The sequence below is a fragment of the Parapusillimonas sp. JC17 genome, assembly GCF_052180245.1.
In the GTDB taxonomy this organism is placed as follows: domain Bacteria; phylum Pseudomonadota; class Gammaproteobacteria; order Burkholderiales; family Burkholderiaceae_B; genus Parapusillimonas.
In genome coordinates this window covers 1,962,272-1,985,902 of the sequence record NZ_CP197474.1, presented here as the reverse complement: position 1 = coordinate 1,985,902, position 23,631 = coordinate 1,962,272, and the positions used below count along the sequence as shown (strand labels likewise).

General features: G+C 61.4%; 21 protein-coding genes and 1 tRNA gene. 9 read left to right on the top strand and 13 right to left on the bottom strand.

The window, feature by feature from the left end:
• Position 1 precedes the first annotated feature (1 nt).
• Positions 2 to 1,255 carry a metallophosphoesterase family protein gene (locus ACSBPU_RS09615; protein ID WP_442597605.1) on the bottom strand — a complete coding sequence of 418 codons (1,254 nt, stop codon included), beginning with the start codon at positions 1,253 to 1,255 and terminating at the stop codon, positions 2 to 4.
• Between the two features lie 187 nt (positions 1,256 to 1,442).
• Between ACSBPU_RS09615 and ACSBPU_RS09610 the strand changes: the two genes are divergently transcribed.
• From ACSBPU_RS09610 to ACSBPU_RS09590, 5 genes are all read left to right on the top strand, one after another.
• Positions 1,443 to 3,167 carry a methyl-accepting chemotaxis protein gene (locus ACSBPU_RS09610; RefSeq protein WP_442597603.1) on the top strand — a complete coding sequence of 575 codons (1,725 nt, stop codon included), beginning with the start codon at positions 1,443 to 1,445 and terminating at the stop codon, positions 3,165 to 3,167.
• 84 nt (positions 3,168 to 3,251) lie between these two features.
• Positions 3,252 to 4,356, top strand: a protein-coding gene (gene prfB, locus ACSBPU_RS09605; RefSeq protein WP_442597601.1) for a peptide chain release factor 2 whose coding sequence is annotated in 2 segments (ribosomal slippage) — positions 3,252 to 3,332 and positions 3,334 to 4,356 — 1,104 coding nt in all. Because the reading frame shifts where the segments join, the coding sequence is not laid out codon by codon here.
• A gap of 2 nt (positions 4,357 to 4,358) precedes the next feature.
• Positions 4,359 to 5,111, top strand: a complete 753-nt coding sequence (locus tag ACSBPU_RS09600; RefSeq protein WP_442597596.1) for an SDR family oxidoreductase — start codon at positions 4,359 to 4,361, stop codon at positions 5,109 to 5,111.
• A gap of 13 nt (positions 5,112 to 5,124) precedes the next feature.
• Positions 5,125 to 6,645 (top strand): lysine--tRNA ligase, encoded by a 1,521-nt coding sequence (gene lysS, locus ACSBPU_RS09595; RefSeq protein ID WP_442597594.1) that lies wholly within the window; start codon positions 5,125 to 5,127, stop codon positions 6,643 to 6,645.
• A gap of 90 nt (positions 6,646 to 6,735) precedes the next feature.
• Positions 6,736 to 7,263, top strand: a complete 528-nt coding sequence (locus ACSBPU_RS09590; protein ID WP_442597592.1) for a DUF2799 domain-containing protein — start codon at positions 6,736 to 6,738, stop codon at positions 7,261 to 7,263.
• A 71-nt stretch (positions 7,264 to 7,334) separates the two neighbouring features.
• On the opposite strand, the gene ACSBPU_RS09585 is transcribed toward ACSBPU_RS09590, so the two are convergent.
• From ACSBPU_RS09585 to uvrB, 7 genes are all read right to left on the bottom strand, one after another.
• The gene (locus ACSBPU_RS09585) at positions 7,335 to 8,264 is read right to left on the bottom strand and encodes a methylglyoxal synthase (RefSeq protein ID WP_442597590.1); all 930 of its coding nucleotides are present in this window, start codon (positions 8,262 to 8,264) and stop codon (positions 7,335 to 7,337) included.
• A gap of 127 nt (positions 8,265 to 8,391) precedes the next feature.
• On the bottom strand, positions 8,392 to 8,715 hold the full coding sequence (iscA, locus tag ACSBPU_RS09580) for an iron-sulfur cluster assembly protein IscA (RefSeq protein ID WP_442597588.1): 324 nt from the start codon (positions 8,713 to 8,715) through the stop codon (positions 8,392 to 8,394).
• Positions 8,716 to 8,718: 3 nt separating this feature from the next.
• Positions 8,719 to 9,105, bottom strand: coding sequence for a Fe-S cluster assembly scaffold IscU (gene iscU / locus ACSBPU_RS09575; RefSeq protein WP_442597586.1), 387 nt, complete (start codon positions 9,103 to 9,105; stop codon positions 8,719 to 8,721).
• A gap of 25 nt (positions 9,106 to 9,130) precedes the next feature.
• Positions 9,131 to 10,348, bottom strand: coding sequence for an IscS subfamily cysteine desulfurase (locus ACSBPU_RS09570; RefSeq protein ID WP_442597584.1), 1,218 nt, complete (start codon positions 10,346 to 10,348; stop codon positions 9,131 to 9,133).
• Between the two features lie 19 nt (positions 10,349 to 10,367).
• Positions 10,368 to 10,871, bottom strand: coding sequence for a Fe-S cluster assembly transcriptional regulator IscR (gene iscR / locus ACSBPU_RS09565; protein WP_180070612.1), 504 nt, complete (start codon positions 10,869 to 10,871; stop codon positions 10,368 to 10,370).
• Positions 10,872 to 11,054: 183 nt separating this feature from the next.
• Entirely contained in the window at positions 11,055 to 11,546 is a 492-nt protein-coding gene (locus ACSBPU_RS09560; protein WP_180070614.1) for a low molecular weight phosphotyrosine protein phosphatase, read from the bottom strand.
• 357 nt (positions 11,547 to 11,903) lie between these two features.
• Positions 11,904 to 13,928: an excinuclease ABC subunit UvrB gene (gene uvrB / locus ACSBPU_RS09555; protein ID WP_442597582.1), complete on the bottom strand. Its 2,025-nt coding sequence runs from the start codon at positions 13,926 to 13,928 to the stop codon at positions 11,904 to 11,906.
• A gap of 90 nt (positions 13,929 to 14,018) precedes the next feature.
• Here uvrB and ACSBPU_RS09550 point away from each other — a divergent pair, with 90 nt between their 5' ends.
• Together ACSBPU_RS09550 and lexA are read left to right on the top strand one after the other, a co-directional pair.
• On the top strand, positions 14,019 to 15,221 hold the full coding sequence (locus tag ACSBPU_RS09550) for an amino acid aminotransferase (protein WP_442597580.1): 1,203 nt from the start codon (positions 14,019 to 14,021) through the stop codon (positions 15,219 to 15,221).
• 57 nt (positions 15,222 to 15,278) lie between these two features.
• Positions 15,279 to 15,950, top strand: a complete 672-nt coding sequence (gene lexA, locus ACSBPU_RS09545) for a transcriptional repressor LexA (RefSeq protein ID WP_442597578.1) — start codon at positions 15,279 to 15,281, stop codon at positions 15,948 to 15,950.
• A 118-nt stretch (positions 15,951 to 16,068) separates the two neighbouring features.
• Here the strand turns inward: lexA and ACSBPU_RS09540 are convergent, their stop codons facing one another.
• The 5 genes from ACSBPU_RS09540 to tig form a co-directional block, all read right to left on the bottom strand.
• Complete coding sequence (locus ACSBPU_RS09540) at positions 16,069 to 16,275, bottom strand: hypothetical protein (RefSeq protein WP_442597576.1); 207 nt, start codon at positions 16,273 to 16,275, stop codon at positions 16,069 to 16,071.
• A gap of 227 nt (positions 16,276 to 16,502) precedes the next feature.
• Complete coding sequence (lon, locus tag ACSBPU_RS09535) at positions 16,503 to 18,974, bottom strand: endopeptidase La (RefSeq protein WP_442597574.1); 2,472 nt, start codon at positions 18,972 to 18,974, stop codon at positions 16,503 to 16,505.
• Positions 18,975 to 19,082: 108 nt separating this feature from the next.
• Positions 19,083 to 20,390 (bottom strand): ATP-dependent Clp protease ATP-binding subunit ClpX, encoded by a 1,308-nt coding sequence (gene clpX, locus ACSBPU_RS09530; protein ID WP_442597572.1) that lies wholly within the window; start codon positions 20,388 to 20,390, stop codon positions 19,083 to 19,085.
• Between the two features lie 88 nt (positions 20,391 to 20,478).
• Complete coding sequence (clpP, locus tag ACSBPU_RS09525; protein WP_180070629.1) at positions 20,479 to 21,135, bottom strand: ATP-dependent Clp endopeptidase proteolytic subunit ClpP; 657 nt, start codon at positions 21,133 to 21,135, stop codon at positions 20,479 to 20,481.
• On the bottom strand, positions 21,136 to 22,446 hold the full coding sequence (tig, locus tag ACSBPU_RS09520; RefSeq protein ID WP_442597570.1) for a trigger factor: 1,311 nt from the start codon (positions 22,444 to 22,446) through the stop codon (positions 21,136 to 21,138).
• 248 nt (positions 22,447 to 22,694) lie between these two features.
• Here tig and ACSBPU_RS09515 point away from each other — a divergent pair.
• Positions 22,695 to 22,779: transfer RNA gene (locus ACSBPU_RS09515), tRNA-Leu, on the top strand.
• Positions 22,780 to 22,958: 179 nt separating this feature from the next.
• A complete protein-coding gene (locus tag ACSBPU_RS09510; protein ID WP_442598289.1) occupies positions 22,959 to 23,564 on the top strand; it encodes a phosphohydrolase in 606 nt (201 codons plus the stop codon).
• The last annotated feature ends 67 nt before the right edge of the window (positions 23,565 to 23,631 follow it).

The window sequence follows — 23,631 nt, the reverse complement described above, 5'->3', positions numbered from 1 at the left end:
GCTACTCGTCCAACTGCGCCATCAAGCCCGGGGCGACCTCGCGCAGCAGTCCCGACACATCACCGTTGCGTATGTCGCGAAACCATTCCACTTCGTCCTGGAGCTCTTGCGGCGCTTTGGCGACCAGCGCCATCAGGCCCGCCTGAAGGCCGGCCAGGAATGCCTCGTCGTCATGCGCCTCGGCAATCATGGTCCGCAGATCGGACAGGGCCTCGGCATGGTCGCCCGACGGTTCGGTTTCCTGCGGCGGCGCGGTTCTCAGCTTCACTTTTTCGACCCACAGGCGTTCCTGTCCCAGGGCGCCCGCCTGCGCCAGGATTTCCTCGCGCAGGTGGCGCTCCAGGCCGAACAAGGCGCCGTGCGCTTCGCTGCGGCCGGTCACTTCGATCCGCAGCGCCAGGGGATGATCCGACAGCGTCTCGCTGCTCAGGCGCTCCAGCTCTGCGCCTATGGTGCGCACGGTTTGCTCGAAAGAAACGCAAGCGCTGACGTCGACCTCGAGACGATGCCAACGCAGCACATCGACGAACAGCCGCTCGACCTCGGGGCGGCCGGCGTCGTCCACCGTGACGAGCACCGCGCCCTTCGGCCCGGTCTCGCGTATGTTGCGCCCCTGCAGATTGCCCGGAAACACGGCCAGCGCATCTCCGAGCGGGTAGACCCGATGCTCGTGGACATGCCCCAAGGCCCAGTACTGGTAGCCTCGGGCCTGGAGCTCCTGCAAAGAGCATGGCGCATAGGTGGCATGCGCCGCACTGCCCTCCAGGGCGGTATGAAGTACGCCGATGTTAAACATGCCCGGCGCCGGATCGGGATAGGTGGCTGCCAGATTTTCGGTCGTCGCCGCCACCTTGAAGCTGCGGCCGTGCAGCGCAACGCCCAAGCCGTCGATCACGTAGGTGCAAGGCTTGCGAGCATCGAACACATGCACGTTGTCCGGCAGCAGCAGCTTGCGCGTCATTTCGCTTTCCGCGTCATGATTCCCGTGCAGCAGATAAACGGGTATGCCCGCCCGCTTCAGCCGACCCATCTGGGCGACGAAAAACAGGCCGGTGTTGTAGTCCTTCCAGTTGCCGTCGTACAGGTCTCCCGCAATCACCATGAAGTCGACTTCCTCGTCGACCGCCACGGACACGAGCTTGTCGAAGGCTTCCCGGGTGGCGGTGCGCAGCATTTCCACTGGCGCATCCTCGTAGGCGCTCAAGCCCACCAGCGGGCTGTCCAGATGAATGTCGGCGGCATGAATGAATCTCACGAACGGTTTCCTATCTATGACCATGTGGAAGGCATGCTCGCTGAGCGCAAGCCGGTCAATACTACTACGCAGCGCAGAGCCCCGTCATGAGCCTGTAATGCTGCAAGGCAATAATGGCCGCCGTAACATGCGTCCGGCGGATTCACGAGATCCCGGGCGGCAACCTTTAGAAAACGGGCATAGCGGCATGAAGAGTATTTTCAGCCTGAAGAAAAGCTTCATCATCTTTTTGATCATTCTGACCTTGTTGTCGGCGCTGGTGCTGACAGCCGTTCACAATCTCACGCGCAGCATAGGCTACCTGAAAGACATCGAGCGCCAGCGCGAGCAGGCCACCGCGCTGGCCACCCAGTACAAGAACCTGACGCAGGCCATGACCCGCGACGTGATGGCCTTCGTGGCCAGCGAACAACCCGAGTTCCACGAAAGCTACAAGCATTTGACCGCCGTGCTTCATGGCAAGGCGCCCGACCAGGGCGGAACGCAGCAGGCCATGATCGAACGCTTCCACAATGCGGGCTTTACGGATGACGAGCTGGCGCAACTGCAATCCGCCCATGAGCAGATCATCGAGCTGGCCAAGACCGAAGTCGAGGCCATCAGCACGGCCAAGGGCGAGTTCGACGACGGCGAAGGAGGCGTGCGCGTCGCCCTGCCCAATGCGCTGATGGCCAAGGTCATGATCTTCGGCCAGCAGTATGCCGAAGCCACCGCCGGCATCGCCAAAGCGATCGACCAGTTCGATGCCATGCAGTCTCAGCGGCTCACGCTGGATGTGGAGAAAGCGAGCGCGGCAAGCGCACTGGCCGGCCGGATCGCTGTTTCCGCCATCGCGGCCCTCCTGCTGTGCAGCGCCCTGGCCTTGTGGAGCCTTTACCGCTCCGTCAAGCGCCCGCTGGACCAGGGCGTGCGCCTGGCGCAGCGGCTGGCGGGAGGCGATCTGACCGCACACGCCGACGTCCTGCGGCGCGATGAACTGGGTGAATTGCTGCAGGCCCTGAACGGCATCGGCGACGGCCTGCGCTCAGCGGTGCAGGACGTGCATGCGCGAGCCGAACAGATCGCGTCCGCCTCGCACCGGATCGCAGACGGCAACATCGATCTTTCCCATCGGACGAACGAGCAAGCCGCCAATGTCACGGAAACCGCCTCGGCCATGCGGCAGCTTGCGGACACCGTCCAGCAGAACGCCGAAAACACCGGCAAGTCCCGGGACATCGTGGCACAAGCGTCCGAATGCGCCGACCGCGGCGGCCGCATCGTCCATGACGCGGTCCGGAGCATGCGGCAGATCTGTCAGGATACGCGCAAAGTGCAGGACATCACCGGCCTGATCAAAAGCATCGCCTTCCAGACCAACATCCTGGCCCTGAACGCCGCGGTCGAGGCGGCGCGGGCGGGACAGCACGGCAAAGGCTTCGCGGTGGTCGCCGCCGAGGTCCGCAGCCTGGCCTTGCGCTCGGCCGAGGCTTCGCGCGAGATCGAAACCCTGATTGCCGAGTCCGTCGCCCAGCTCGATGCGGGAGCCAGCCTGGTCGACGGCGCAGGCAAAAGCATGAACGAAATCGTGGAATCGGTCAGCGAGGTCCAGGCGATCATGAGCGCGATCGCCGAAGCATCGCGCGAGCAGGCGACGGGCATCGGCGAAGTCACTCTGGCGATCTCTCACCTGGACACGATCACGCAACGGAACCTCGCCATGGTGCAGGAGGCAGCGCATGCCACCCATAGCCAACAACAGCAGGCGGAAGGACTCATTGCTACGCTTTCACGCTTCAGGCTCGAGGAAGAAGGCCGGCAATCTGCGCCGGCCGACGCCGCGCATGCCTCCACCGCCGCCACCGCGGCGAGAAGGCCTGTGGGCCTGCTGCAGAATGGCGCAGGCAGTCTGACGGCGGCGGGCTACGCCTGACAACTGGCGAACGCAGTAACAGGTTAAAATACTGGGTTGACCCAATGAAGGCGCTTTGAGCGCCTTCGCAACTCAGGAACATTTATGGAAGCCGAACGCCAGAACCAACTCGCCGCCCGCCTTGAAGACTACGCGGAGCGTCAGGCTGCCCTTCGGAGGTATCTTTGACTACGATGCCAAAGCGGAACGCCTGCACGTCGTAAATGCCGAACTCGAGAACCCCGACGTCTGGAATGACCCCAAGCACGCCCAGGAACTTGGGCGCGAAAAGAAAAGCCTGGAGAATGTCGTCGGCACGCTGTCCGACATCGCCATCGGCCTGAAGGACGCGCACGAACTCTTTGAACTTGCCGCCGCCGACGACGACGAGGCAACCCTGCTGGCGGTCGAGCACGATACCGAAGCGCTCGGCGAACAGCTCGAGGAACTCGAGTTCCGGCGCATGTTCTCCAACCCCGCCGATCCGCTCAACTGCTTCATGGACATCCAGGCCGGCGCGGGCGGCACCGAAGCGCAGGACTGGGCGTCCATCCTGCTGCGCCAATATCTCAAGTACTGCGAACGCAAGGACTTCAAGGCCGAGATCCTGGAAGAATCGCACGGTGAAGTGGCCGGCATCAAGTCCGCCACCATCAAGATCGAGGGCGATTACGCTTTCGGCTTCCTGCGTACCGAAACCGGCGTGCATCGCCTGGTGCGCAAAAGCCCCTTCGATTCCGCGAACGGCCGGCACACCTCCTTCGCCAGCGTGTTCGTCTATCCTGAAGTCGATGACACCGTCGAGGTCGAGATCAACCCCGCCGACCTGCGCGTCGACACCTATCGCGCCAGCGGCGCCGGCGGCCAGCACATCAACAAAACCGACTCCGCCGTCCGGATCACCCACATGCCGTCCGGCATCGTGGTGCAGTGCCAGAACGACCGTTCGCAGCACCGCAACCGCGCAGAAGCCATGCAGATGCTGCGTTCGCGGCTTTACGAACTCGAAATGCGGCAGCGCATGGCCGAGCAGCAGAAAATGGAAGATGCCAAGACGGATGTGGGCTGGGGCCATCAAATCCGCTCCTACGTCCTGGACCAGAGCCGCATCAAAGACCTGCGCACCAACGTCGAAATCTCCAACACCCAGAAGGTGCTCGACGGAGACCTGGACCCGTTCATCCAAGCAAGCTTGAAACAAGGGGTATGACCATGAAAGAACGCACCGTCGCCATCGTCACCGGGGCCAGCCGGGGTCTGGGCCAGGCGCTGGCCGCCGCACTGCTGGAGCAGGGCGCGCACCTGATCGCCATAGCTCGAAGCCGCAGCGCCGAACTCGAACGCATTGCGGACCTTGGCCGGGGCAGCCTGCAGCAAATCCAGGCAGACCTTTCCGACCCGGCCGAGGCCGAGCGCGTCGCCGCACAACTGGCGGACGGCTTGCCGAAAGATGCGGGGCGCTACCTGCTGATCAACAATGCCGGTATGGTCGACCCCGTCAGGCAAGCCAGCGACCTCGACAGCGCCAATGCCATTTCAGCCGCGTTCAGCTTGAATGTCACCAGCGTCATCCTGCTCTGCTCCGCCTTCCTGAAGGCCGTCAAGCCCTTGGACGCCGATGCCCGCATCGTGAACATCTCGTCCGGCGCCGGACGCAGCGCAACGCCTGGCTGGGGGGTGTATTGCGCCACCAAGGCAGCGCTCGATCACTACACTCAAGTGCTGAATACCGAAAACCATGGGGTACGCGCCGTTTCGCTGGCACCGGGCGTCATCGATACCGGCATGCAGCAGGCCATCCGCGCAAGCGACCCGCAGGACTTCCCCAACGTCCAGCGCTTCGAGCAACTGCACGAACAGAAACAGCTTGCCGCCCCCGCCGACGTCGCGGCGCGCATCCTGCGCTATGTCGACGAACCCGACTTCGGCGCGACCGTACTCGACGACATCAGAAATTACGCATAAGCAAATCAGAATCATGAACGAACCTACGCCATCCAGCTCAGTCACGGACGAAAACCACCTCATTGCCGAACGCCGTGGCAAACTGGCGAAACTGCGCGCCGATGGCGTGGCCTACCCCAACGACTTCCAGCCCGACAGCAAGGCGGCCGATCTGCATGCCGCTTACGGCGCTCAAGACAAGGACTCGCTCGCGACGACCGCGGCCACCGTGAAGGTGGCGGGCCGCATGATGCTCAAGCGCGTCATGGGCAAAGCCAGTTTTGCGACGCTTCAAGACGGCAGCGGCCGCATCCAGATCTTTCTGGACAAGGCCACCGTGGGCGAGGACGCGTATGCGCATTTCAAGACCTGGGACATCGGCGACATCATCGCTGTCGAGGGCTCGATGTTCAAGACCAACAAGGGCGAGCTCTCGGTTCATGCATCGGCGATACGGCTGCTCTCCAAGTCCCTGCGTCCCCTGCCCGACAAGTTCCACGGCGTGGCCGACCAGGAATTGCGTTATCGCCAGCGCTATGTCGATCTGGTCATGACCGAAGAAACGCGCAATACCTTCATTGCGCGCAGCAAGGCCATCGGCAGCATCCGCCAGCACATGCTGAACGCCGGCTTCCTGGAAGTCGAGACGCCCATGCTGCATCCGATTCCCGGCGGCGCCGCCGCCAAGCCTTTTGTCACCCATCACAATGCGCTCGACATGGAAATGTTCCTGCGCATCGCGCCCGAGCTTTATCTCAAGCGGCTCATCGTGGGCGGCTTTGAGCGCGTCTTCGAAGTGAATCGGAATTTCCGCAACGAAGGCGTCAGCCCACGGCATAATCCCGAATTCACCATGATGGAGTTCTACGCCGCCTACACCGACTACAAATGGCTCATGGATTTCACCGAAGCCCTGATACGCGAGGCCGCCATTGCCGCTTGCGGCAGCGCCATGCTTACCTACCAGGGCAAGCCGCTGGACCTCGGCCGGCCCTTCGATCGTCTGACCATCGTCCAGGCCATCCTGAAGTACGCGCCAAGCTACACCGAAGAACAATTGCTTGATGCAGCCTTCCTGCGCGGCGAGCTCAAGCGCCTGGGCGCCGACGTGGGCGGTCCTGTGCTGTCTCGCGCGGGCCTGGGCGCCTTGCAGCTCGCCCTCTTTGAAGAAACCGCGGAATCGCAGCTCTGGAATCCCACCTACATCGTCGACTATCCCATAGAGGTCTCCCCGCTAGCGCGCGCCTCCGACGCCCAGGCCGGCATTACCGAGCGTTACGAGCTCTTCATCACCGGACGGGAAATCGCCAACGGGTTTTCGGAGCTCAACGATCCCGAAGACCAGGCCGCCCGATTCCAGGCGCAGGTCGAAGCCAAGGACGCCGGCGACGAGGAAGCCATGTACTACGACGCCGATTACATCCGGGCCCTGGAATACGGCATGCCCCCCACGGGAGGCTGCGGCATCGGCATAGATCGCCTGGTCATGATCCTTACCGACAGCCCCAGCATCCGCGACGTCATTCTCTTTCCTCATCTCCGGCCGGAAGACTGACCCGGACTTTACCGCCTCCCGTCCTTTGTTGCATAATTCGAGCTATCGATACATAACGTAACAAGGGCGACGATGAATCGCGGGATTCGAATGGTTAGACTGGGCGCCGCGCTTGCGGCAGCCGCACTCCTGGCAAGCTGCGCCAGCATGTCCGAGAAAGAATGCCTGTCCGCGGACTGGCATGATCAAGGCTACCGGGACGGCCGCAACGGCCAATCCCTGTCGCGTATTGAAGACCATCGCGAAGCCTGCGCCAAAGTGGGGGTTGCGCCGGATCTTGCAGCATACAAGGCCGGCCGCGCCAAAGGCATTCTGGAATACTGCACCGCCGATAACGGCGTCAGGGAAGGACGGCGCGGCGCCAGCTACCGAAACGCCTGCCCTCCTGAACTGGAAGGTCGCTTTCTTGATCATTACCGGGCGGGCAAGCGCGTATATGACGCGGAACAGCGCGTCAACAATCTCGACAGCCGCGCGCGCGACCTGCAACGGCGCCTGGAGAAAGAGAAAGACGATGACAAGCGCAAGCGCCTGCGCCAGGAACTGCGTGACCTGGACTGGAGTTTGCGAAACGCCCGCAACGACGTCTACGAGGCCGAGCGCCGGCTGCGATACTAGGCAGGGTCAGACCCCGTACGGGGTCTGACCCTAAAGACTGTGACGGGACAGACCCCGCATGGGGTCTGTCCCTAAGGATTGTGAGGGGTTAGACCCCGTACGGGGTCTGACCCCAGGCCCCGCCGCGCTACTGCGTCCGCCCACTTGCGCGCCACTGCGGGCGAGGCGATGCAGCAGGCCTTGTCGGTGACGACCCTGACCGCGCGTTCCAGCAGCTGGATATCGGCCTCGTGCTGGCGCGCAACGTGAGGGTCCTCAAAGAAGATCACGCGCTGGCAGCGTTCTTCGAGCACCAGTTCCGCAATCTGCGCATCGCCGCCCAGGGGGCCGCTCAAGAAAGGCTGCACCCAGGGACGGTCCGCCGGCCAGCCACGAGATTTCGCCAATTCGTTCAGCCGGCCGCTGGTCGTACCGGTACCGACCCGGTGCGCGAATCTGGACAGCAAATCGAAATGCTGCGCCGCATATTCAACCATTTCATCCTTGAGCGCATCGTGCGCGATCAAGGCCAGGGTCTGCCGCGAGAAATCGAAAATCGGATCGAGCTTGGGATCAGCCGGCAAGCCCCGGCACAGGCGCTCGACCTCTACCCACTCTATGGCGCCCATCAGGGTCGACACAAAAGGCCGGCCGTGGGTGATGCATTGGCGCTTCAGGGCCAGCGCTTCGGGAAAAATGGATGAGGGATCGACCGGATCGATCAGATAGATGGCACCGTCGAACGGGCGTTCGTCACCCGCGCCTTCGGTGACCCGGGCAACCAGCTTCATGAGCCCGCCCTCCCGGCCGTAGGGGTAGCGGATGAGGCCAGGATAGCCTTTGAGGAGATCCGACCGTTCAATGGCATCCAGCGTGCGGCCGACGGTGTACAGTTCGAGCCCGAGCTCGCGGATGCCGACCGCCGATTGCTCCAGCCAGCGGAAGATCGCGGCGCCATAGGTTTCGTGGTGCAGGCGATTGGCGGCCAGGCCGAACCGCAAAACGGGAGGTGTGGTCGTCATGAGAATGAGGCGGGGTCAGACCCCGTATGGGGTCTGACCCCTGAAACAATGTAATGGAAGACTATGCCTGGGGTCAGACCCCGCATGGGGTCTGACCCCATGCGGGTTCTGACCCCAGAACATCAATTTAGACTGTAAAGGACTCGCCGCAACCGCAAGATGCTTTCTCGTTGGGGTTGGAGAACTTGAAACCTTCGTTCAGGCCTTCGCGTCCGTAGTCGAGCTCGGTGCCGTCGATGAACGGCAAGCTCTTGGGGTCCACGAATACCTTCACGCCCCGCTGCTCGAAGACCTGATCATCTGGTTTGGGCTCGTCGACGTACTCGAGCTTGTAGGCCATGCCGGAGCAACCCGTCAGCCTTACGCCCAGACGCAAGCCCTGGCCTGCGCCACGTTTCTGGAGGTAGCGATTGATATGGTCAGCCGCCTGTTGTGTAAGCGTAATAGCCATGTCTTAGTCCTGATGCTTGTCCTGGTAATCACGAACGGCCGCCTTGATGGCGTCTTCGACCAGGATGGAACAATGAATCTTTACTGGCGGCAACGCCAGCTCTTTCGCGATATCGACATTGCGGATCTGCAAGGCTTCGCCCAGTGTCTTGCCTTTTACCCATTCGGTGGCAAGAGAGCTCGAAGCGATGGCCGAGCCGCAGCCGTAGGTCTTGAAGCGCGCATCTTCAATGATACCCGATTCGCCCACCTGTATCTGCAGCCGAATGACCCCGCCCTCCGCCGGCGCGCCCACCATGCCGGTGCCGACCCGGCGGTCGGACGCATCGAATGCGCCGACATTGCGCGGATGCTCGTAGTGATCTTGCACTTTGTCGCTGTATATCGCCATGATGCTGCCTGTTGCCCGTCCTGAACTATGCATTGACCGCCCACTGATAGGCTTCGACGTCCACCCCCTGCTGGTGCATTTCCCACAGGGGGGATATGTCGCGCAGTTTGGCCACGCGCTGCGTGACGACCTGGACGGCGAAGTCCACATCTTGTTCGGTCGTATAGCGCCCGATCGAGAAGCGCAGCGAACTGTGGGCCAGCGCATCGCTGCGGCCCAATGCGCGCAGTACGTATGAAGGCTCCAGGCTGGCGGACGTGCAGGCTGAACCGCTGGACACGGCGAGCTCTTTGAGCGACATGATCAGTGCTTCGCCCTCGATGTAGCTGAAACTGAGGTTCAGGTTGTGCGGCACGCGCCGATGCAGGTCGCCATTCAGGTAGACCTGGGGAATTGCCGACAGCCCGGCCCAGAAACGGTCGCGCAGTGCGAGTATGCGCGCGTGCTCGGCGGCCATTTCGAGCCCGGCCAGCTGGAAGGCGGCTCCCATGCCGACAATCTGATGGGTGGGAAGCGTCCCTGATCGGACACCGCGTTCATGGCCGCCGCCGTGCATCTGCGCCGCGATGCGCGCCCGCGGCTTGCGGCGCAGATACAAGGCGCCTATGCCTTTAGGGCCGTAGGTTTTATGAGCCGAGAACGACATGAGGTCTACATTCAGAGCCTGGAGATCTATGGCAACTTTGCCGGTCGCCTGGGCGGCGTCGACGTGGAACACGATACCCCGCTCGCGGCAGATATCGCCGATGGCCGCAATATCCTGAATCACACCGATTTCATTGTTGACCAACATGACCGACGCCACGATGGTGTCGGGGCGGAGCGCCGCGCGGAAGGCGTCCAAGTCCAGCAGCCCGTCGGCGCCGACATCAAGATAAGTGACCTCGAAGCCCTGCCGTTGCAATTCCGCACAGGTATCCAGCACCGCCTTGTGTTCCGTCTTGACGGTAACGATGTGCTTGCCCCGCCCCGCATGAAACTGGGCCGCGCCTTTGATTGCCAGGTTGTTGGATTCCGTGGCACCGGAAGTCCAGACGATGTCGCGCGGGTCGGCGCCTACCAGCTCCGCCACCTGCGCCCTGGCTTGCTCGACCGCCTCTTCGGCTTCCCAGCCATAGGCATGGCTGTTGGACGCCGGATTGCCGAAGCGCTCGGACAGCCAGGGAACCATTTTTTCGACCACACGCGAGTCGACCGGCGTAGTGGCGGAATAGTCGAAATAAACGGGGCGGCTGTGCTGCATGCTTGGGCTCCTGTGGGCGTTATACCGGGTTGGCGATGATCATGTCGGGCGAGCGCGCAATACGCATGGCGGCCCTGGCCTCGTTGGCTTCGTGCAGTTGACGCATGCGCTGCTGATCGACCAGGTCCTGCAAGGACACCGAATCGAGGTAATCGACCATTTTACGATTGAGTGTTGCCCATAGTTCGTGTGTCATGCATTTGCCGGTGCCGCCGTTGCGGCCGATATTGCAATCTTCCTTGCCGCCGCAACTGGTGGCGTCGAGCGGTTCGTCGACCGCGAAGATGATGTCGGCCACGGTAATGTTGCGAGCCAGGCGCCCCAGCGAGTAGCCGCCGCCCGGGCCGCGCATGCTGTCCACGAGTTCGTGCCGGCGCAGCTTGCCGAACAGTTGCTCGAGGTAGGAAAGGGAAATGTTCTGACGCTGACTGATGGCCGCCAGGGTAACGGGCCCGCTTTGCTGCCGCAACGCCAAATCGATCATGGCGGTCACCGCAAAACGCCCTTTGGTCGTTAAACGCATGGTGATGTCCTTGCCAAAGCCTGTTTATTACTAGGGAAATTAGCCAGCGCTTTACCCGACTAATATAGTCAAGTATAGCAAATTCCCGACTAATTTACTAGGATATTACAGCCAGGACACAGGGCCCAAACGGCAAAAAACCGTGCGGCGCACGGTTTTTTTTAGAGTCGGACAAGTTGAAAACTAGGCCGCCTGGTATTGCAGCGCCCGCTTGCGCACCATTTCAATAACGCCCTGACAGGCGTCCTCGAGGTAATCAAGCACCTTGCCGAAACCGTCGGGACCGCCATAATAAGGATCGGGCACAGTGGCCTCTTCGAACTCGTTGGCGAAGCGCATGAGCAGCATGAGCTTGTGCTGGTATACTTTGGGGCATTGCTGCTGCAAAGCCGAAAGATTTTCCCAGTCCATGGCCAGAATCAGGTCGAATTCGCGGAAGTCATCGGCGGTGACTTGCCGCGCGACACAGTGCGAAAGTTCATACCCGCGCTTGCGCGCAGCGGCTTGGGCGCGTGCGTCGGGCGGCTCGCCGATATGAAAGCTGTGGGTGCCAGCGGAATCCACCCCCACCACCTCAGAGAGCCCCGCTTCGTCTATTAGACGGCGGAAAACACCCTCTGCGCTCGGCGAGCGGCAGATATTACCCATGCAAACGAAAAGTACCTTAGTCATCATAGACGAGAGTGTGAGGGAAAACCCGTTATATAGCAAGAGTTTTTGCAATACCACATTTATCGAATCTTATCGATTGACAATTGCAAAAACTTAATGGTGATAAGGCGTTACCGGCTAATCGCGTGAACTTTCAATAACATCGGACAGCAGGGTTCGCTGCCACGTAGCGCCTGGCTTCATGCAGCGCAACATAATGTTTCGGCGCAGGCTGAAGCGTTAATTCCTAATGGTAAACCCTAGTCTTATCGAAAGCAATACTTCAATAGCCGCCGACTAGCATCGCCGGGTGACAAGCCGGTTAAATCGGCGCACTGTTGGTGTTTTCCAACAACCCATGCATATCGGCGCCCATGCGTATCAGCTCAGCAAGGCTTTTTCCTTCAGACGATTCAGCGCATCGCGCGCGGCAGCCGCCTGCTCGAACTCCAGGTTCTTGGCGTGATCCATCATGCGCTTCTCCAGGCGCCGTATTTCCTTGGCCAGCAGCTTGTCGTCACGCAGAATCTCTGCCGGCACGTCGTCCACCATCGAGGGTGCCTCGGGCGTCGCCATGACACCGTCTATCATCTCGCGCACCGCCTTGCTGACGCCACGCGCCGTGATCCCGTGCTGCTGATTGAATGCCAGCTGCTTGTTGCGGCGCCGCTCCGTTTCGCCCATGGCCCGCTGCATCGAATCGGTAATGCGATCGGCATACAGAATGGCGCGGCCATTGAGATTGCGCGCCGCACGCCCGATGGTCTGGATCAGGCTGCGTTCGGAGCGCAGGAAGCCTTCCTTGTCCGCATCCAGAATCGCCACCAGCGACACTTCGGGAATATCGAGCCCTTCGCGCAGCAGGTTGATGCCCACCAGCACGTCGAACACGCCCAGGCGCAGATCGCGGATGATCTCCACCCGCTCGACCGTATCGATATCGGAATGCAGGTAACGCACCTTCAAGCCGTTTTCGCTCAGGTAATCGGTTAGGTCCTCGGCCATGCGCTTGGTCAGCGTGGTCACCAGCACGCGCTCCTGTACCGCGATCCGTTTCTTGATCTCGCCGAGCAGGTCGTCGACCTGGGTCAAGGCGGGCCGGACCTCCACTTCGGGGTCGACCAGCCCCGTGGGCCGGACGACCTGCTCCACCACATTGTCGGAGTGCTCTTTCTCGTAGGCCGCGGGCGTCGCGGACACGAATACGCATTGACGCATGCGGTGCTCGAACTCCTCCAGCTTGAGCGGACGGTTGTCCATGGCCGAAGGCAGCCGGAAACCAAACTGCACCAGCGTGGACTTGCGCGAGCGATCGCCACGGTACATGGCGCTGAGCTGACCCATGGTGACGTGGCTTTCGTCGATGAACATCAGGGCGTCGGCCGGCAGGTAATCGATCAGGGTCGGCGGCGGCTCGCCGGGAGCCGCGCCGGACAGATGCCGCGAGTAGTTCTCGATGCCCTTGCAAAAGCCCAGTTCCTGCAACATTTCCAAATCGAATCTTGTGCGCTGCTCCAGCCGCTGTGCCTCGACCAGCTTGCCCTCCGCAACCAGGAAGGCGGCTCGATCGCGCAACTCTTCCTTGATGGTATCGACGGCCCGCAAGACGGTTTCGCGAGGCGTCACATAATGAGAGCTGGGGAAGACCGTGAAGCGCGGTACTTTCTGCTTGATCTTGCCGGTCAGCGGGTCGAACATTTCAAGGGTTTCGATCTCGTCGTCGAACATCGTGATTCGCAGCGCCAGTTCGGCATGCTCGGCGGGAAACACGTCGACGACCTCTCCGCGCGCCCTGAAATGGCCACGCGTGAACTCGACGTCGTTGCGTTCGTACTGCATGGCCACCAGGCGCCCGAGCAATTCCTGGCGCGCGATGCGATCGCCGGCGCGCAGCGTGAGCACCATGGCGTGGTAGTCGCCGGGATTGCCGATGCCGTAAATACAGGAAACCGTGCCGACGATGATCGTATCCCGTCGCTCGAGCAGGCTCTTGGTGGCGGAAAGGCGCATCTGCTCGATGTGCTCGTTGATCGAGGAATCCTTTTCTATGAACAGGTCGCGCGCGGCCACATAGGCTTCCGGCTGGTAGTAGTCATAGTAGGAAACGAAGTATTCGACGGCATTGCGCGGAAAGAATTCGCGCATCTCCGCGTACAGCTGGGCGGCCAGCGTCTTGTTCGGCGCCAGCACGATGGCCGGGCGGCCCGTGCGGGCAATGACATTGGCCATGGTGTAGGTCTTGCCCGAGCCCGTCACCCCCAGCAGCGTCTGGTACATGAGGCCGTCGCCGATGCCTTCGACAAGCGCATCGATGGCCGCCGGCTGGTCGCCGGCCGGCGGGTAAGGCTGATAAAGCTGGAAGGGGCTGTCGGGAAACTCGATGAATCCACGCGCGTTGCTGTTCATACTTCGCTGCTCATACTAGACACCGTCAGGGTAAACCCCTTATTATCACACTATTGTTTCCAGTTCTCTACCCACCTCTTTTCCCACAAAATGAACTCACTCTTCGAATCCGTCGAACTCGCTCCGCGCGACCCCATTCTTGGCCTGAACGAACAATATAACGCCGACACCCGCCCGGGCAAGGTCAATCTTGGCGTTGGCGTGTATTACGACGACGAAGGGCGTATCCCTCTGCTGCAGGCGGTCAGCAAGGCCGAACAGGCCCGGATCGAAGCTCATGCCGCCCGCGGCTATCTGCCCATCGAAGGCATTCCCGGCTACAACAAGGGCGCGCAAACCCTGCTGCTGGGCGAGAACTCGCCCCTCGTGGCCGCCGGCCGCGTCCTTACCGCGCAGGCGCTGGGCGGCACAGGCGCCCTGAAGATCGGGGCCGACTTCCTCAAGCAGATATTGCCGGATTCCAAGGTCGCCATCAGCAACCCAAGCTGGGAAAATCATCGCGCCCTCTTCGAGCGCGCCGGGTTCACCGTCGATACCTATCCCTATTATGACGCCGGCACGCATGGCCTGGATTTCGACGCCATGCTGGCCGCTTTCCAGACCATGCCGGAAGACACCATCGTCATCCTGCATGCCTGCTGCCACAACCCCACCGGCGTCGACCCCAGCTTCGAGCAATGGACACAGATCGCCGACGTCATCAAGGCGCGCAATCTGGTTCCCTTCCTCGACATCGCCTACCAGGGCTTTGGCGAAGGCCTGGAGCAAGACGCGGCCGTAGTGCGCATGTTCGCCGAGCGCGACATGACCATGTTCATCAGCTCGTCGTTCTCCAAATCCTTCTCGCTGTACGGCGAACGCGTCGGCGCGCTGACGCTCATCACCTCCAGCAAAGAAGAAAGCGGCCGGGTGCTCAGCCAGCTGAAGCGCGTCATCCGCACCAACTACTCCAATCCGCCCACGCACGGCGGCACGGTCGTCTCCATGGTGCTGAACACGCCCGAACTCTTCGCACTGTGGGTCGACGAACTGGCGACGATGCGCGAACGCATCCGCAACATGCGCGTGCAACTGGTCGAAAAGCTGAAGGCGCAAGGCGTCAAGCAGAATTTCGATTTCGTCCTGCAGCAGCGCGGCATGTTCTCGTATTCCGGCCTTACGTCGGAACAAGTCGATCGCCTGCGCGACGAACACGGCGTCTATGCCGTGGCCAGCGGCCGCATCTGCGTGGCAGCGCTCAACAGCCGCAACATCGAATACGTCGCTCAGTCCATCGCCAAGGTTCTTGCTTGATCTTTCAAGCAAAGTGCTGCACAATCCAGACTGTATAAAAACACAGTCTGGATTGCCATGTCCGTCAAGCTCACCGCGCGTCAGCAACAAATCCTTGAACTCATACGCAGCGAAATCGCGCGGACCGGCTTTCCCCCCACCCGCGCCGAAATCGCCCGCGCACTGGGGTTCAAGTCAGCCAATGCGGCTGAAGACCACCTCAGGGCGCTCGCCCGAAAAGGCACCATAGAACTCACAGCCGGCGCATCCCGGGGCATACGCCTGCTGGATACGCCCGCAAGCACGCGGGCGGAAGCCGGCGGCGCAGGCGTACCGGCATCTTTCGTCAATTCCGTATCGCAGCTGTTCGTGCCCTTGGTGGGCCGCGTCGCGGCAGGCAGCCCCATCCTGGCGGCCGAACACGTCGAACGCGAAGTCGGCATCGAACCCTCGTTGTTCACGCAAACGCCCGACTACCTGTTGCGCGTGCGCGGCCTAAGCATGCGCGATGCCGGCATCCTCGACGGCGACTTGCTGGCGGTCCGCAAAACGCCCGACGCCCGCAACGGGCAGATCGTCGTCGCACGCCTGGGCGACGACGTCACCGTCAAACGCTTCATGCGCGCCGGCAGCCAAATCCAGCTGCTGCCCGAAAACCCGGACTTCAATCCCATCGTCGTCACAGCGCAAGACGACTTCTCGCTCGAAGGGATTGCCGTCGGGCTCATCCGCGCCACCCCACTGCATTGAAACAGGCCGGGCTGCTCGCCAGCCCCGGCCCGTTTCTCCGCCTTACAGCCATACCTCTGTGTTCATCCAGCCACCGCTGCGCCATGCCGCTGCGATGGCTTCTTCGATACTTCTCCCGCTATTGCAAAGCCTCTTCGGCCAGCGCTTCGCCTATGCATTGGGCAATGTCTTCGCGCCCCACCACGATGCCATGTTCCTGCGCGCTGTTGGCCAGCAGATCCACGACTTGTTCTTTGTCGACCATGACATGCAGGCTGGGCAGGAGACTCGCATCCAGAGCCAGAACTTTCTGCAGCGCCGCGTAGGTGTCGTAAATGCGTTCCATGGTTTTATCCTCCTGAAGTGAAACCATGGTTCGCAGTGTAGGCACCCGTGCCGGTGGTGTGAATAGCTCTAACGAGCCATATGGGTGGGCCGCAAGGGTGGACAGACCCCGAATGGGGTCGCAAAGGGGGGGGACAGACCCCGTACGGGGTCTGTCCCCTGGAAAAAGAAATGGGGTCAGGCCCCGTACGGGGTCTGACCCCAACACGGGGCCGCCAGACCGACCGATCAGTGCTTGATCAGGCCGCTGGACGTTTCCTCACCGGGCTTGGCGCTGGCGACCGCTTCAGCCGCCAATCGGGCGACTTCCTCGTCCGACAGGGGCGTAGGCATATCCTGCAGCGCAACCTCGAGCACGCGGTCGATCCACCTTACCGGGATGATCTCCAGGTGGTTCTTGACGTTGTCAGGGATCTCGGCCAGGTCCTTCACGTTTTCCTCGGGGATCATCACAACGCGGATACCGCCGCGATGCGCCGCCAGCAGCTTCTCTTTGAGGCCGCCGATGGCAAGGACTTCGCCGCGCAGCGTGATCTCGCCGGTCATGGCGACATCGGCCCGCACAGGTATGCCCGTAAGCGCGGAAACCATGGCCGTCGTGATGGCGATACCCGCGGAGGGACCGTCTTTGGGCGTTGCGCCTTCGGGGAAGTGGACATGCAGATCGCGCTTTTCAAAAGCCGTATTCGGAATGCCCCACTTCTGGGCGCGCGCCCGCACCACGGTGCGCGCGGCTTCCACCGATTCCTTCATGACATCGCCCAGCATTCCAGTGCGCGTCACCACGCCCTTGCCCGGCATGTCGGCCACTTCGATGGTAAGCAGATCGCCGCCGACCTCGGTCCAGGCCAGGCCTGTGACCTGACCCACCTTGTTTTCCTTTTCCGCCATGCCGAAGCTGTAGCGGCGCACGCCAAGGAAATCAGCGAGGTTCTCGGATGTGACCGTCACGCTTTCGAGCGGCTGGGCAGCGGAGGCTTTGGCGCCACCCTTCTTCGCGGCGGGATTCTTGGCCAGAAGCTGCTTGACCACCTTGCGGCAGATCTTGCTGATTTCGCGCTCGAGCGCCCGCACGCCGGCTTCACGGGTGTAGTAGCGCACGATATCGCGGATCGCGGACTCTTCGACGACCAGTTCGCCTTCCTGCACGCCGTTGTTCTTCATGAGCTTGGGCAGCAGGTGATCGAAGGCAATATGGACCTTCTCATCTTCCGTATAGCCGGACAGCCGGATGACCTCCATGCGATCCAGCAGCGCCGGCGGAATGTTCAGCGTATTGCTGGTTGCCACGAACATGACGTCGGACAGATCGAAATCGACTTCGATGTAGTGGTCCTGGAAGGTGTGGTTCTGTTCAGGATCCAGCACCTCGAGCAGCGCCGATGACGGGTCCCCGCGGAAGTCCGCGCCCATTTTGTCGATTTCATCGAGCAGGAAGAGCGGATTGCGCACGCCGACCTTGGTCATGTTCTGCAGGATCTTGCCCGGCATGGAACCGATGTAGGTACGGCGGTGGCCGCGGATCTCGGCTTCGTCACGCACGCCACCCAGCGCCATGCGCACGAACTTGCGGTTCGTGGCCCGCGCAATGGATTGGCCCAGCGAGGTCTTGCCGACACCGGGAGGCCCCACCAGGCACAGTATGGGCGCCTTGAGCTTGTCGACGCGCTGCTGGACGGCCAGGTACTCGACAATGCGCTCCTTGACCTTCTCGAGACCGTAGTGGTCGGCATCCAGCACGTTCTCGGCGTTCGAGATCGAATTGTTGATGCGGCTCTTTTTACGCCACGGCAGGCCGATGAGCGTATCGATGTAGTTGCGCACCACGGTGGCTTCGGCCGACATGGGCGACATGAGCTTGAGCTTCTTGAGTTCGGCCTCGACCTTCTTCTGCGCTTCCTTGGGCAGTTGGGCTGCGGCGATCTTCTTCTCGAGCTCTTCGATATCCGCGCCTTCTTCGCCTTCGCCGAGTTCCTTCTGAATGGCTTTGACCTGCTCGTTCAGATAGTAGTCGCGCTGGCTTTTCTCCATCTGCTTCTTGACGCGCCCACGGATCCGCTTTTCGACCTGGAGAATGTCGATTTCGGACTCGAGCTGCGCCAGGAGGCTTTCGAGGCGCTCCGATGTGCCGATGACTTGCAGCATTTGCTGCTTCTGTTCCAGCTTGAGCGGCAGGTGTGCGGCGATGGTGTCGGCCAGCCGGCCGGCGTCATCGATGCCGGTGAGTGAAGTGAGGATCTCTTGCGGGATCTTCTTGTTGAGCTTGACGTACTGCTCGAACTGCGCAACCACGGCGCGGCGCAGCGCTTCGGATTCGGCGCTTTCGCCTTCATCGGGCGCGACGGGAACGACGACCGCCATGAAGTGCGTGTCGGCATCGGTCACTTGCTGGATGCGCGCGCGCTGTATGCCCTCGACCAGCACTTTGACCGTGCCATCGGGCAATTTCAGCATCTGCAGGATATTCGCTGCACAACCGATGTCGTACAGGTCTTCCGGGGCGGGATCGTCTTTGCCTGCGGATTTCTGTGCTACCAGCATGATGCTGTTGCCCGCCTCCATGGCGAGCTCAAGCGCCTTGATGGAGCGCGGACGACCAACAAACAGAGGAATCACCATGTGTGGAAATACCACGACGTCGCGCAGAGGCAACAGCGGCAAGTCCGTGGGTTCCGAAGAAAGAATCTGGCTCGCAGACATAGTAATTTCCTTAAAATTTACCTCAAGATGCAAAAGGGAAGCCAGGGCCTCCCTTTTTCAGTACTACCTGTAGGTGTATGTGGCGGCTTTCCCCACGTTTTCAAGTCCCTACGCTGCTGCACCCTTCAGTTTCTTCTGGGCGTCGTCCCGACCCTTGGCTCCTTCTTCCGCGCCATCCTGATAAATGAGCATAGGCTTGCCGGAACCAGTGACGGCATTTTCGTCGAGTATTACACTTTTGACGTCCTTCTTGGAAGGAAGTTCATACATCGTCTCCAGCAAGGCCTGTTCCACGATGGAACGCAAGCCCCGCGCGCCGGTGCGGCGCTTGATGGCGCGCTTGGCGATGGCCGCGAGCGCGGCGGGCCGCACCTCGAGCTCGACCTCTTCCATCTCGAACAGTTTCTGGAACTGCTTGATCAGCGAATTCTTGGGTTCTGTAAGAATGCGGATCAGGGTGTCTTCCTGCAGTTCCTCGAGCGTTGCGACCACCGGCAGGCGCCCGACGAGCTCGGGGATGAGACCGAACTTGATGAGGTCCTCGGGCTCGACCTCGGCGAAAAGCTCGCCCACGCCGCGTTCGGTCTTGGCCCGCACGGACGCCGAGAAGCCGATGCCGGATCTTTCGGTGCGGTCGCGAATGATTTTTTCAAGCCCGTCGAAGGCACCGCCAACGATGAACAGGATATTGGTCGTATCGACCTGGACGAAGTCCTGGTTGGGATGCTTGCGCCCGCCCTGCGGAGGCACCGATGCGACCGTGCCCTCGATGAGCTTGAGCAAGGCCTGCTGAACGCCCTCGCCGGATACGTCCCGCGTGATGGACGGGTTGTCCGCCTTGCGCGAAATCTTGTCGATTTCGTCGATGTAGATGATGGCGCGCTGGGCCTTCTCGACATCGTAGTTGCAGTTCTGGAGCAGCTTCTGGACGATGTTCTCGACGTCTTCGCCGACATAGCCGGCTTCCGTCAGGGTGGTGGCGTCCGCCATCACGAAAGGCACGTCCAGCATGCGGGCAAGCGTCTGCGCCAGCAGCGTCTTGCCCGAGCCGGTAGGCCCGATCAGCAGAATGTTGCTCTTGGAGAGCTCGACGTCGCTGCCCTTGACCTCGCCGTAACGGATGCGCTTGTAGTGGTTGTATACCGCCACCGCCAGATTGCGCTTGGGTATGTCCTGCCCGATCACGTAGCCGTCAAGGAATTCCTTGATTTCCCGCGGTGTGGGCAGTTCGTTGCGTATGGCGTCGCGCGCCGCTTCCTGGCCTTCTTCGGTAATGATGTCGTTGCACAGGTCGATGCACTCGTCGCAAATGAAAACCGATGGACCCGCAATGAGCTTCTTCACTTCATGCTGGGTCTTGTTGCAGAAAGAACACCGCAAGACCTTATCGTCCGCCGATCCTTTTTTCTCGGGCATATAAATCTTCGTTCAGTTCAGTCGACAGGGGCATTGCCTGTCGGTTGTAACCGGCACGCGGAACGCCCGCGCGCCGACCGGCTGGCCTTTAGGCTTCGTCAGCGCGAGAGACCAGTACTTTGTCCACCAAACCATACGATAACGCATCTTCCGCCGACATGAAATTATCACGCTCGGTGTCTACGGCGATGCGCTCGACAGGCTGCCCGGTGTTCTGGGCCAGAATGTTGTTGAGCCGTTCGCGCAGACTGAGGATCTCGCGCGCCTGGATCTGGATGTCGGACGCCTGCCCCTGCGCACCGCCCGACGGCTGATGAATCATGATGCGGGAGTTGGGCAAGGTATAGCGCTTGCCCTTGGCGCCGGCGGCCAGCAGAAATGCGCCCATGCTTGCCGCCAGACCCGTGCACAGCGTGGACACGTCGGGCTTGACGAATTGCATGGTGTCATAAATGGCCATGCCTGCGTACACCGACCCGCCGGGCGAGTTGATGTACAGCGAGATGTCCTTGTCGGGGTTTTCGGATTCCAGGAACAGCAGCTGCGCCACCACCAGGTTGGCCGATTGGTCATTGACCGGCCCGACAAAGAAGATCACGCGCTCCCGCAGCAAGCGGGAGTAGATATCATAGGACCGCTCGCCGCGGCCGGACTGCTCTATCACGATGGGCACGTAGCCCAACCCCGTTGGGGTCACCGAGTCACCACCATACATTGATGCGTAAAAATCGGTAAATCGCGACATTTAGTTAGTCCCCATCAGTTCGTCGAAAGCGACGTCTTCGTCTGTGACCTTGGCATTCGCCAAGATGTGATCGACCACGTTGTCCTCGAGGACGATGGCCTCGATTTCAGCGCGGCGCTGGCGGTCAGACAGATAATACGCTATGACCTGCGCAGGCTGCTCGTAGTTCTGGGCGAATTCCTCGATGCGGGCGCGAACCTGCTCCGGCTTGGCCTGGAGGTCGGCGTTGCGCACCAGTTCGGACACCAGCAGGCCCAGGCGCACGCGGCGCTCGGACTCGGCCGAAAAGGCATCTGCCGGAATCGGCATGGAGTCCGCGTTGGGCACGCCGCGCTGCTTGAGCTCTTCGCGCGCGGCGGCCACACGGCTTTGCGCATCGCTTTCGACCAGCGCCTTGGGCACGTCGAAACCGCAGACGGAGACCAGGGCGTCCATGACGCTGCCCTTGGTGCGGGCTTGCGCACGGGCCTTGACCTCGCGCTCGATGTTGGCGCGCACATCGGCCACCAGCTTTTCAACATCACCCTCGGGCTGTCCCAGGGACTTGGCGAACTCGGTGTCGACTTCCGGCAATACGGCTTCGGCGACTTCGGTCACGGTGATCTTGAATTCGGCCTGTTTGCCGGCAACTTCCTTGCTGCCGTATTCCTCGGGGAACTGCAGCGGGAAGGTCTTGGTTTCGCCGGCCTTCATGCCGCGGACCGCGGTTTCGAACTCGGGCAGCATGCGGCCCTGGCCCAGCACGAAGGGGAACTTCTCGGCCGTGCCGCCTTCGAAAGCCACGCCGTCTATCGTGCCGACAAAGTCGAGCGTGACGCGATCGTCGTCCTGGGCTTCGCGGCCTTCGCGCGGCTCGTAAACCGCACGCTGCTTGCGCAGGATGTCGATGGTGCGCTGGACTTCGGCATCGCCCACCTGCACGTTGGCGCGCTTGACTTCCAATGACGACAAATCAGGAATTTCGACCTCGGGATAGACCTCGAACGTGGCGCTGAAGGCCATGGTGCCCTCTTCCACGCCTTCGTCCTTGGGCTCGAGCGAGGGCGTGCCCGCCACCCGCAGCTTCGCTTCGTCGATGACCTTGTCCAGCGAACGGCCGACTTCGCTATTGATGACGTCGTAGCGTATGCCTGGCCCGTGGCTGCGTTCGATCAGCGAAAGCGGGGCTTTGCCCGGGCGGAAACCCTGGACCTTGGCCGTACGAGCGACGCGCTTGAGTTGCGCCTGGACTTCTTTTTCTATGTCGGCGATCGAAACGACCAAATCAACTCGGCGCTCCAGGCCGGACAAAATTTCAACCTCGGGCTGCATTAGGGACCTATATAAATGAGTAATTGAAGAAATGAACAGGACATTTTACCGGAAACTCGGCGAGTCGATGAAATTGCCGGGGGTTGGAGCCGGTCCGGGGTCTGGTCTGTGTCCTCGATGGGGTCAGACCCGTGGGTCTGACCCCGGGGCAGAGAACTTGGAATGGGGTCAGACCCGCGGGTCTGACCCCATCCAATCAAACCGATTGCGCACGGATGAAAAAAAGCTATAATTGCTGGCTTCCCTTTGCGAACGTGGCGGAATTGGTAGACGCACCAGATTTAGGTTCTGGCGCCGAGAGGTGTGAGAGTTCGAGTCTCTCCGTTCGCACCACACTCTATTTCATTGACGGACTTTTCAGCCTTGGCGTCCGATACCGCCCGTTATCGGCGGCCTTGCGGAAACGGCCGGCATTAAGCAGGACTGGAACCGCGACAGTGAGCTCAAGCACATCCGACGCCACCCGTCTGCCGCCCGGAAACATTCCGGCGTCGACAAAGCTGCGCGCCTGGATGCGCCTGCCATCCGGCCGGCACCTGGACCTCATCGACCCCGACCCCAGCGCCTGGGAGCACCAAGACCTTTCAATACGCCTGTCGCGCACCTATCGCTGGGGCGGCGAGTCATGCTGGCCGCTACCCTTGTCGGTCGCCCAGCACTCCTTGCTGGTGCTGGAGTTGCGCCGTCAGGCCGGACCGCGCCGCCTTGGCGCCGCCGATGAGCTTCTTGAACTGCTGCACGACGCCGAAGAGGGCTTTCTGGGCTTCGATTGCATCTCTCCGTTGAAAGCAGCGCTGGGCGCGCCGTTTCAGGAAGTCGCCAACCGGCTCATGTCGGCGATCATGCGACGCTATCGCTTGCCGGAATGGTCCGCCGATGATTACCGTTTGCATAAAGCGGCAGACCGCAAGGCGGCCGCCAGCGAAGCCGTGCACTGCGTCGGATGGAGCCGCCGGGAAGTCGCCGAGGTTCTGGGCATCGACGCAGCGGTCAGCGACCACGACCCGCTTGCGCAGCGCTACGGCGAAACACCGTGGTCGCCATGGAACGCCGAAACCGCCGCGCGCAGGTTCCATGATGAACTGATGCGCTTGTGCGCGTCATTGAACATAGCCTGAAGCCACGTCATCCAATCGTCATCTCAACGTAACCGGATCGACACAGAGCTTATCTAGACTGGCTGCT

Bases quoted from the DNA above. Each gene is read 5' to 3' on its own strand.
- ACSBPU_RS09610 (WP_442597603.1), top strand. From the start codon at position 1,443: ATGAAGAGTATTTTCAGCCTGAAGAAAAGCTTCATCATCTTTTTGATC.
- ACSBPU_RS09600 (WP_442597596.1), top strand. From the start codon at position 4,359: ATGAAAGAACGCACCGTCGCCATCGTCACCGGGGCCAGCCGGGGTCTG.
- lysS (WP_442597594.1), top strand. From the start codon at position 5,125: ATGAACGAACCTACGCCATCCAGCTCAGTCACGGACGAAAACCACCTC.
- ACSBPU_RS09590 (WP_442597592.1), top strand. From the start codon at position 6,736: ATGGTTAGACTGGGCGCCGCGCTTGCGGCAGCCGCACTCCTGGCAAGC.
- ACSBPU_RS09585 (WP_442597590.1), bottom strand. From the start codon at position 8,264: ATGACGACCACACCTCCCGTTTTGCGGTTCGGCCTGGCCGCCAATCGC.
- iscA (WP_442597588.1), bottom strand. From the start codon at position 8,715: ATGGCTATTACGCTTACACAACAGGCGGCTGACCATATCAATCGCTAC.
- iscU (WP_442597586.1), bottom strand. From the start codon at position 9,105: ATGGCGATATACAGCGACAAAGTGCAAGATCACTACGAGCATCCGCGC.
- ACSBPU_RS09570 (WP_442597584.1), bottom strand. From the start codon at position 10,348: ATGCAGCACAGCCGCCCCGTTTATTTCGACTATTCCGCCACTACGCCG.
- iscR (WP_180070612.1), bottom strand. From the start codon at position 10,871: ATGCGTTTAACGACCAAAGGGCGTTTTGCGGTGACCGCCATGATCGAT.
- ACSBPU_RS09560 (WP_180070614.1), bottom strand. From the start codon at position 11,546: ATGATGACTAAGGTACTTTTCGTTTGCATGGGTAATATCTGCCGCTCG.
- uvrB (WP_442597582.1), bottom strand. From the start codon at position 13,928: ATGAACAGCAACGCGCGTGGATTCATCGAGTTTCCCGACAGCCCCTTC.
- ACSBPU_RS09550 (WP_442597580.1), top strand. From the start codon at position 14,019: ATGAACTCACTCTTCGAATCCGTCGAACTCGCTCCGCGCGACCCCATT.
- lexA (WP_442597578.1), top strand. From the start codon at position 15,279: ATGTCCGTCAAGCTCACCGCGCGTCAGCAACAAATCCTTGAACTCATA.
- ACSBPU_RS09540 (WP_442597576.1), bottom strand. From the start codon at position 16,275: ATGGAACGCATTTACGACACCTACGCGGCGCTGCAGAAAGTTCTGGCT.
- lon (WP_442597574.1), bottom strand. From the start codon at position 18,974: ATGTCTGCGAGCCAGATTCTTTCTTCGGAACCCACGGACTTGCCGCTG.
- clpX (WP_442597572.1), bottom strand. From the start codon at position 20,390: ATGCCCGAGAAAAAAGGATCGGCGGACGATAAGGTCTTGCGGTGTTCT.
- clpP (WP_180070629.1), bottom strand. From the start codon at position 21,135: ATGTCGCGATTTACCGATTTTTACGCATCAATGTATGGTGGTGACTCG.
- tig (WP_442597570.1), bottom strand. From the start codon at position 22,446: ATGCAGCCCGAGGTTGAAATTTTGTCCGGCCTGGAGCGCCGAGTTGAT.
- ACSBPU_RS09510 (WP_442598289.1), top strand. From the start codon at position 22,959: ATGCGCCTGCCATCCGGCCGGCACCTGGACCTCATCGACCCCGACCCC.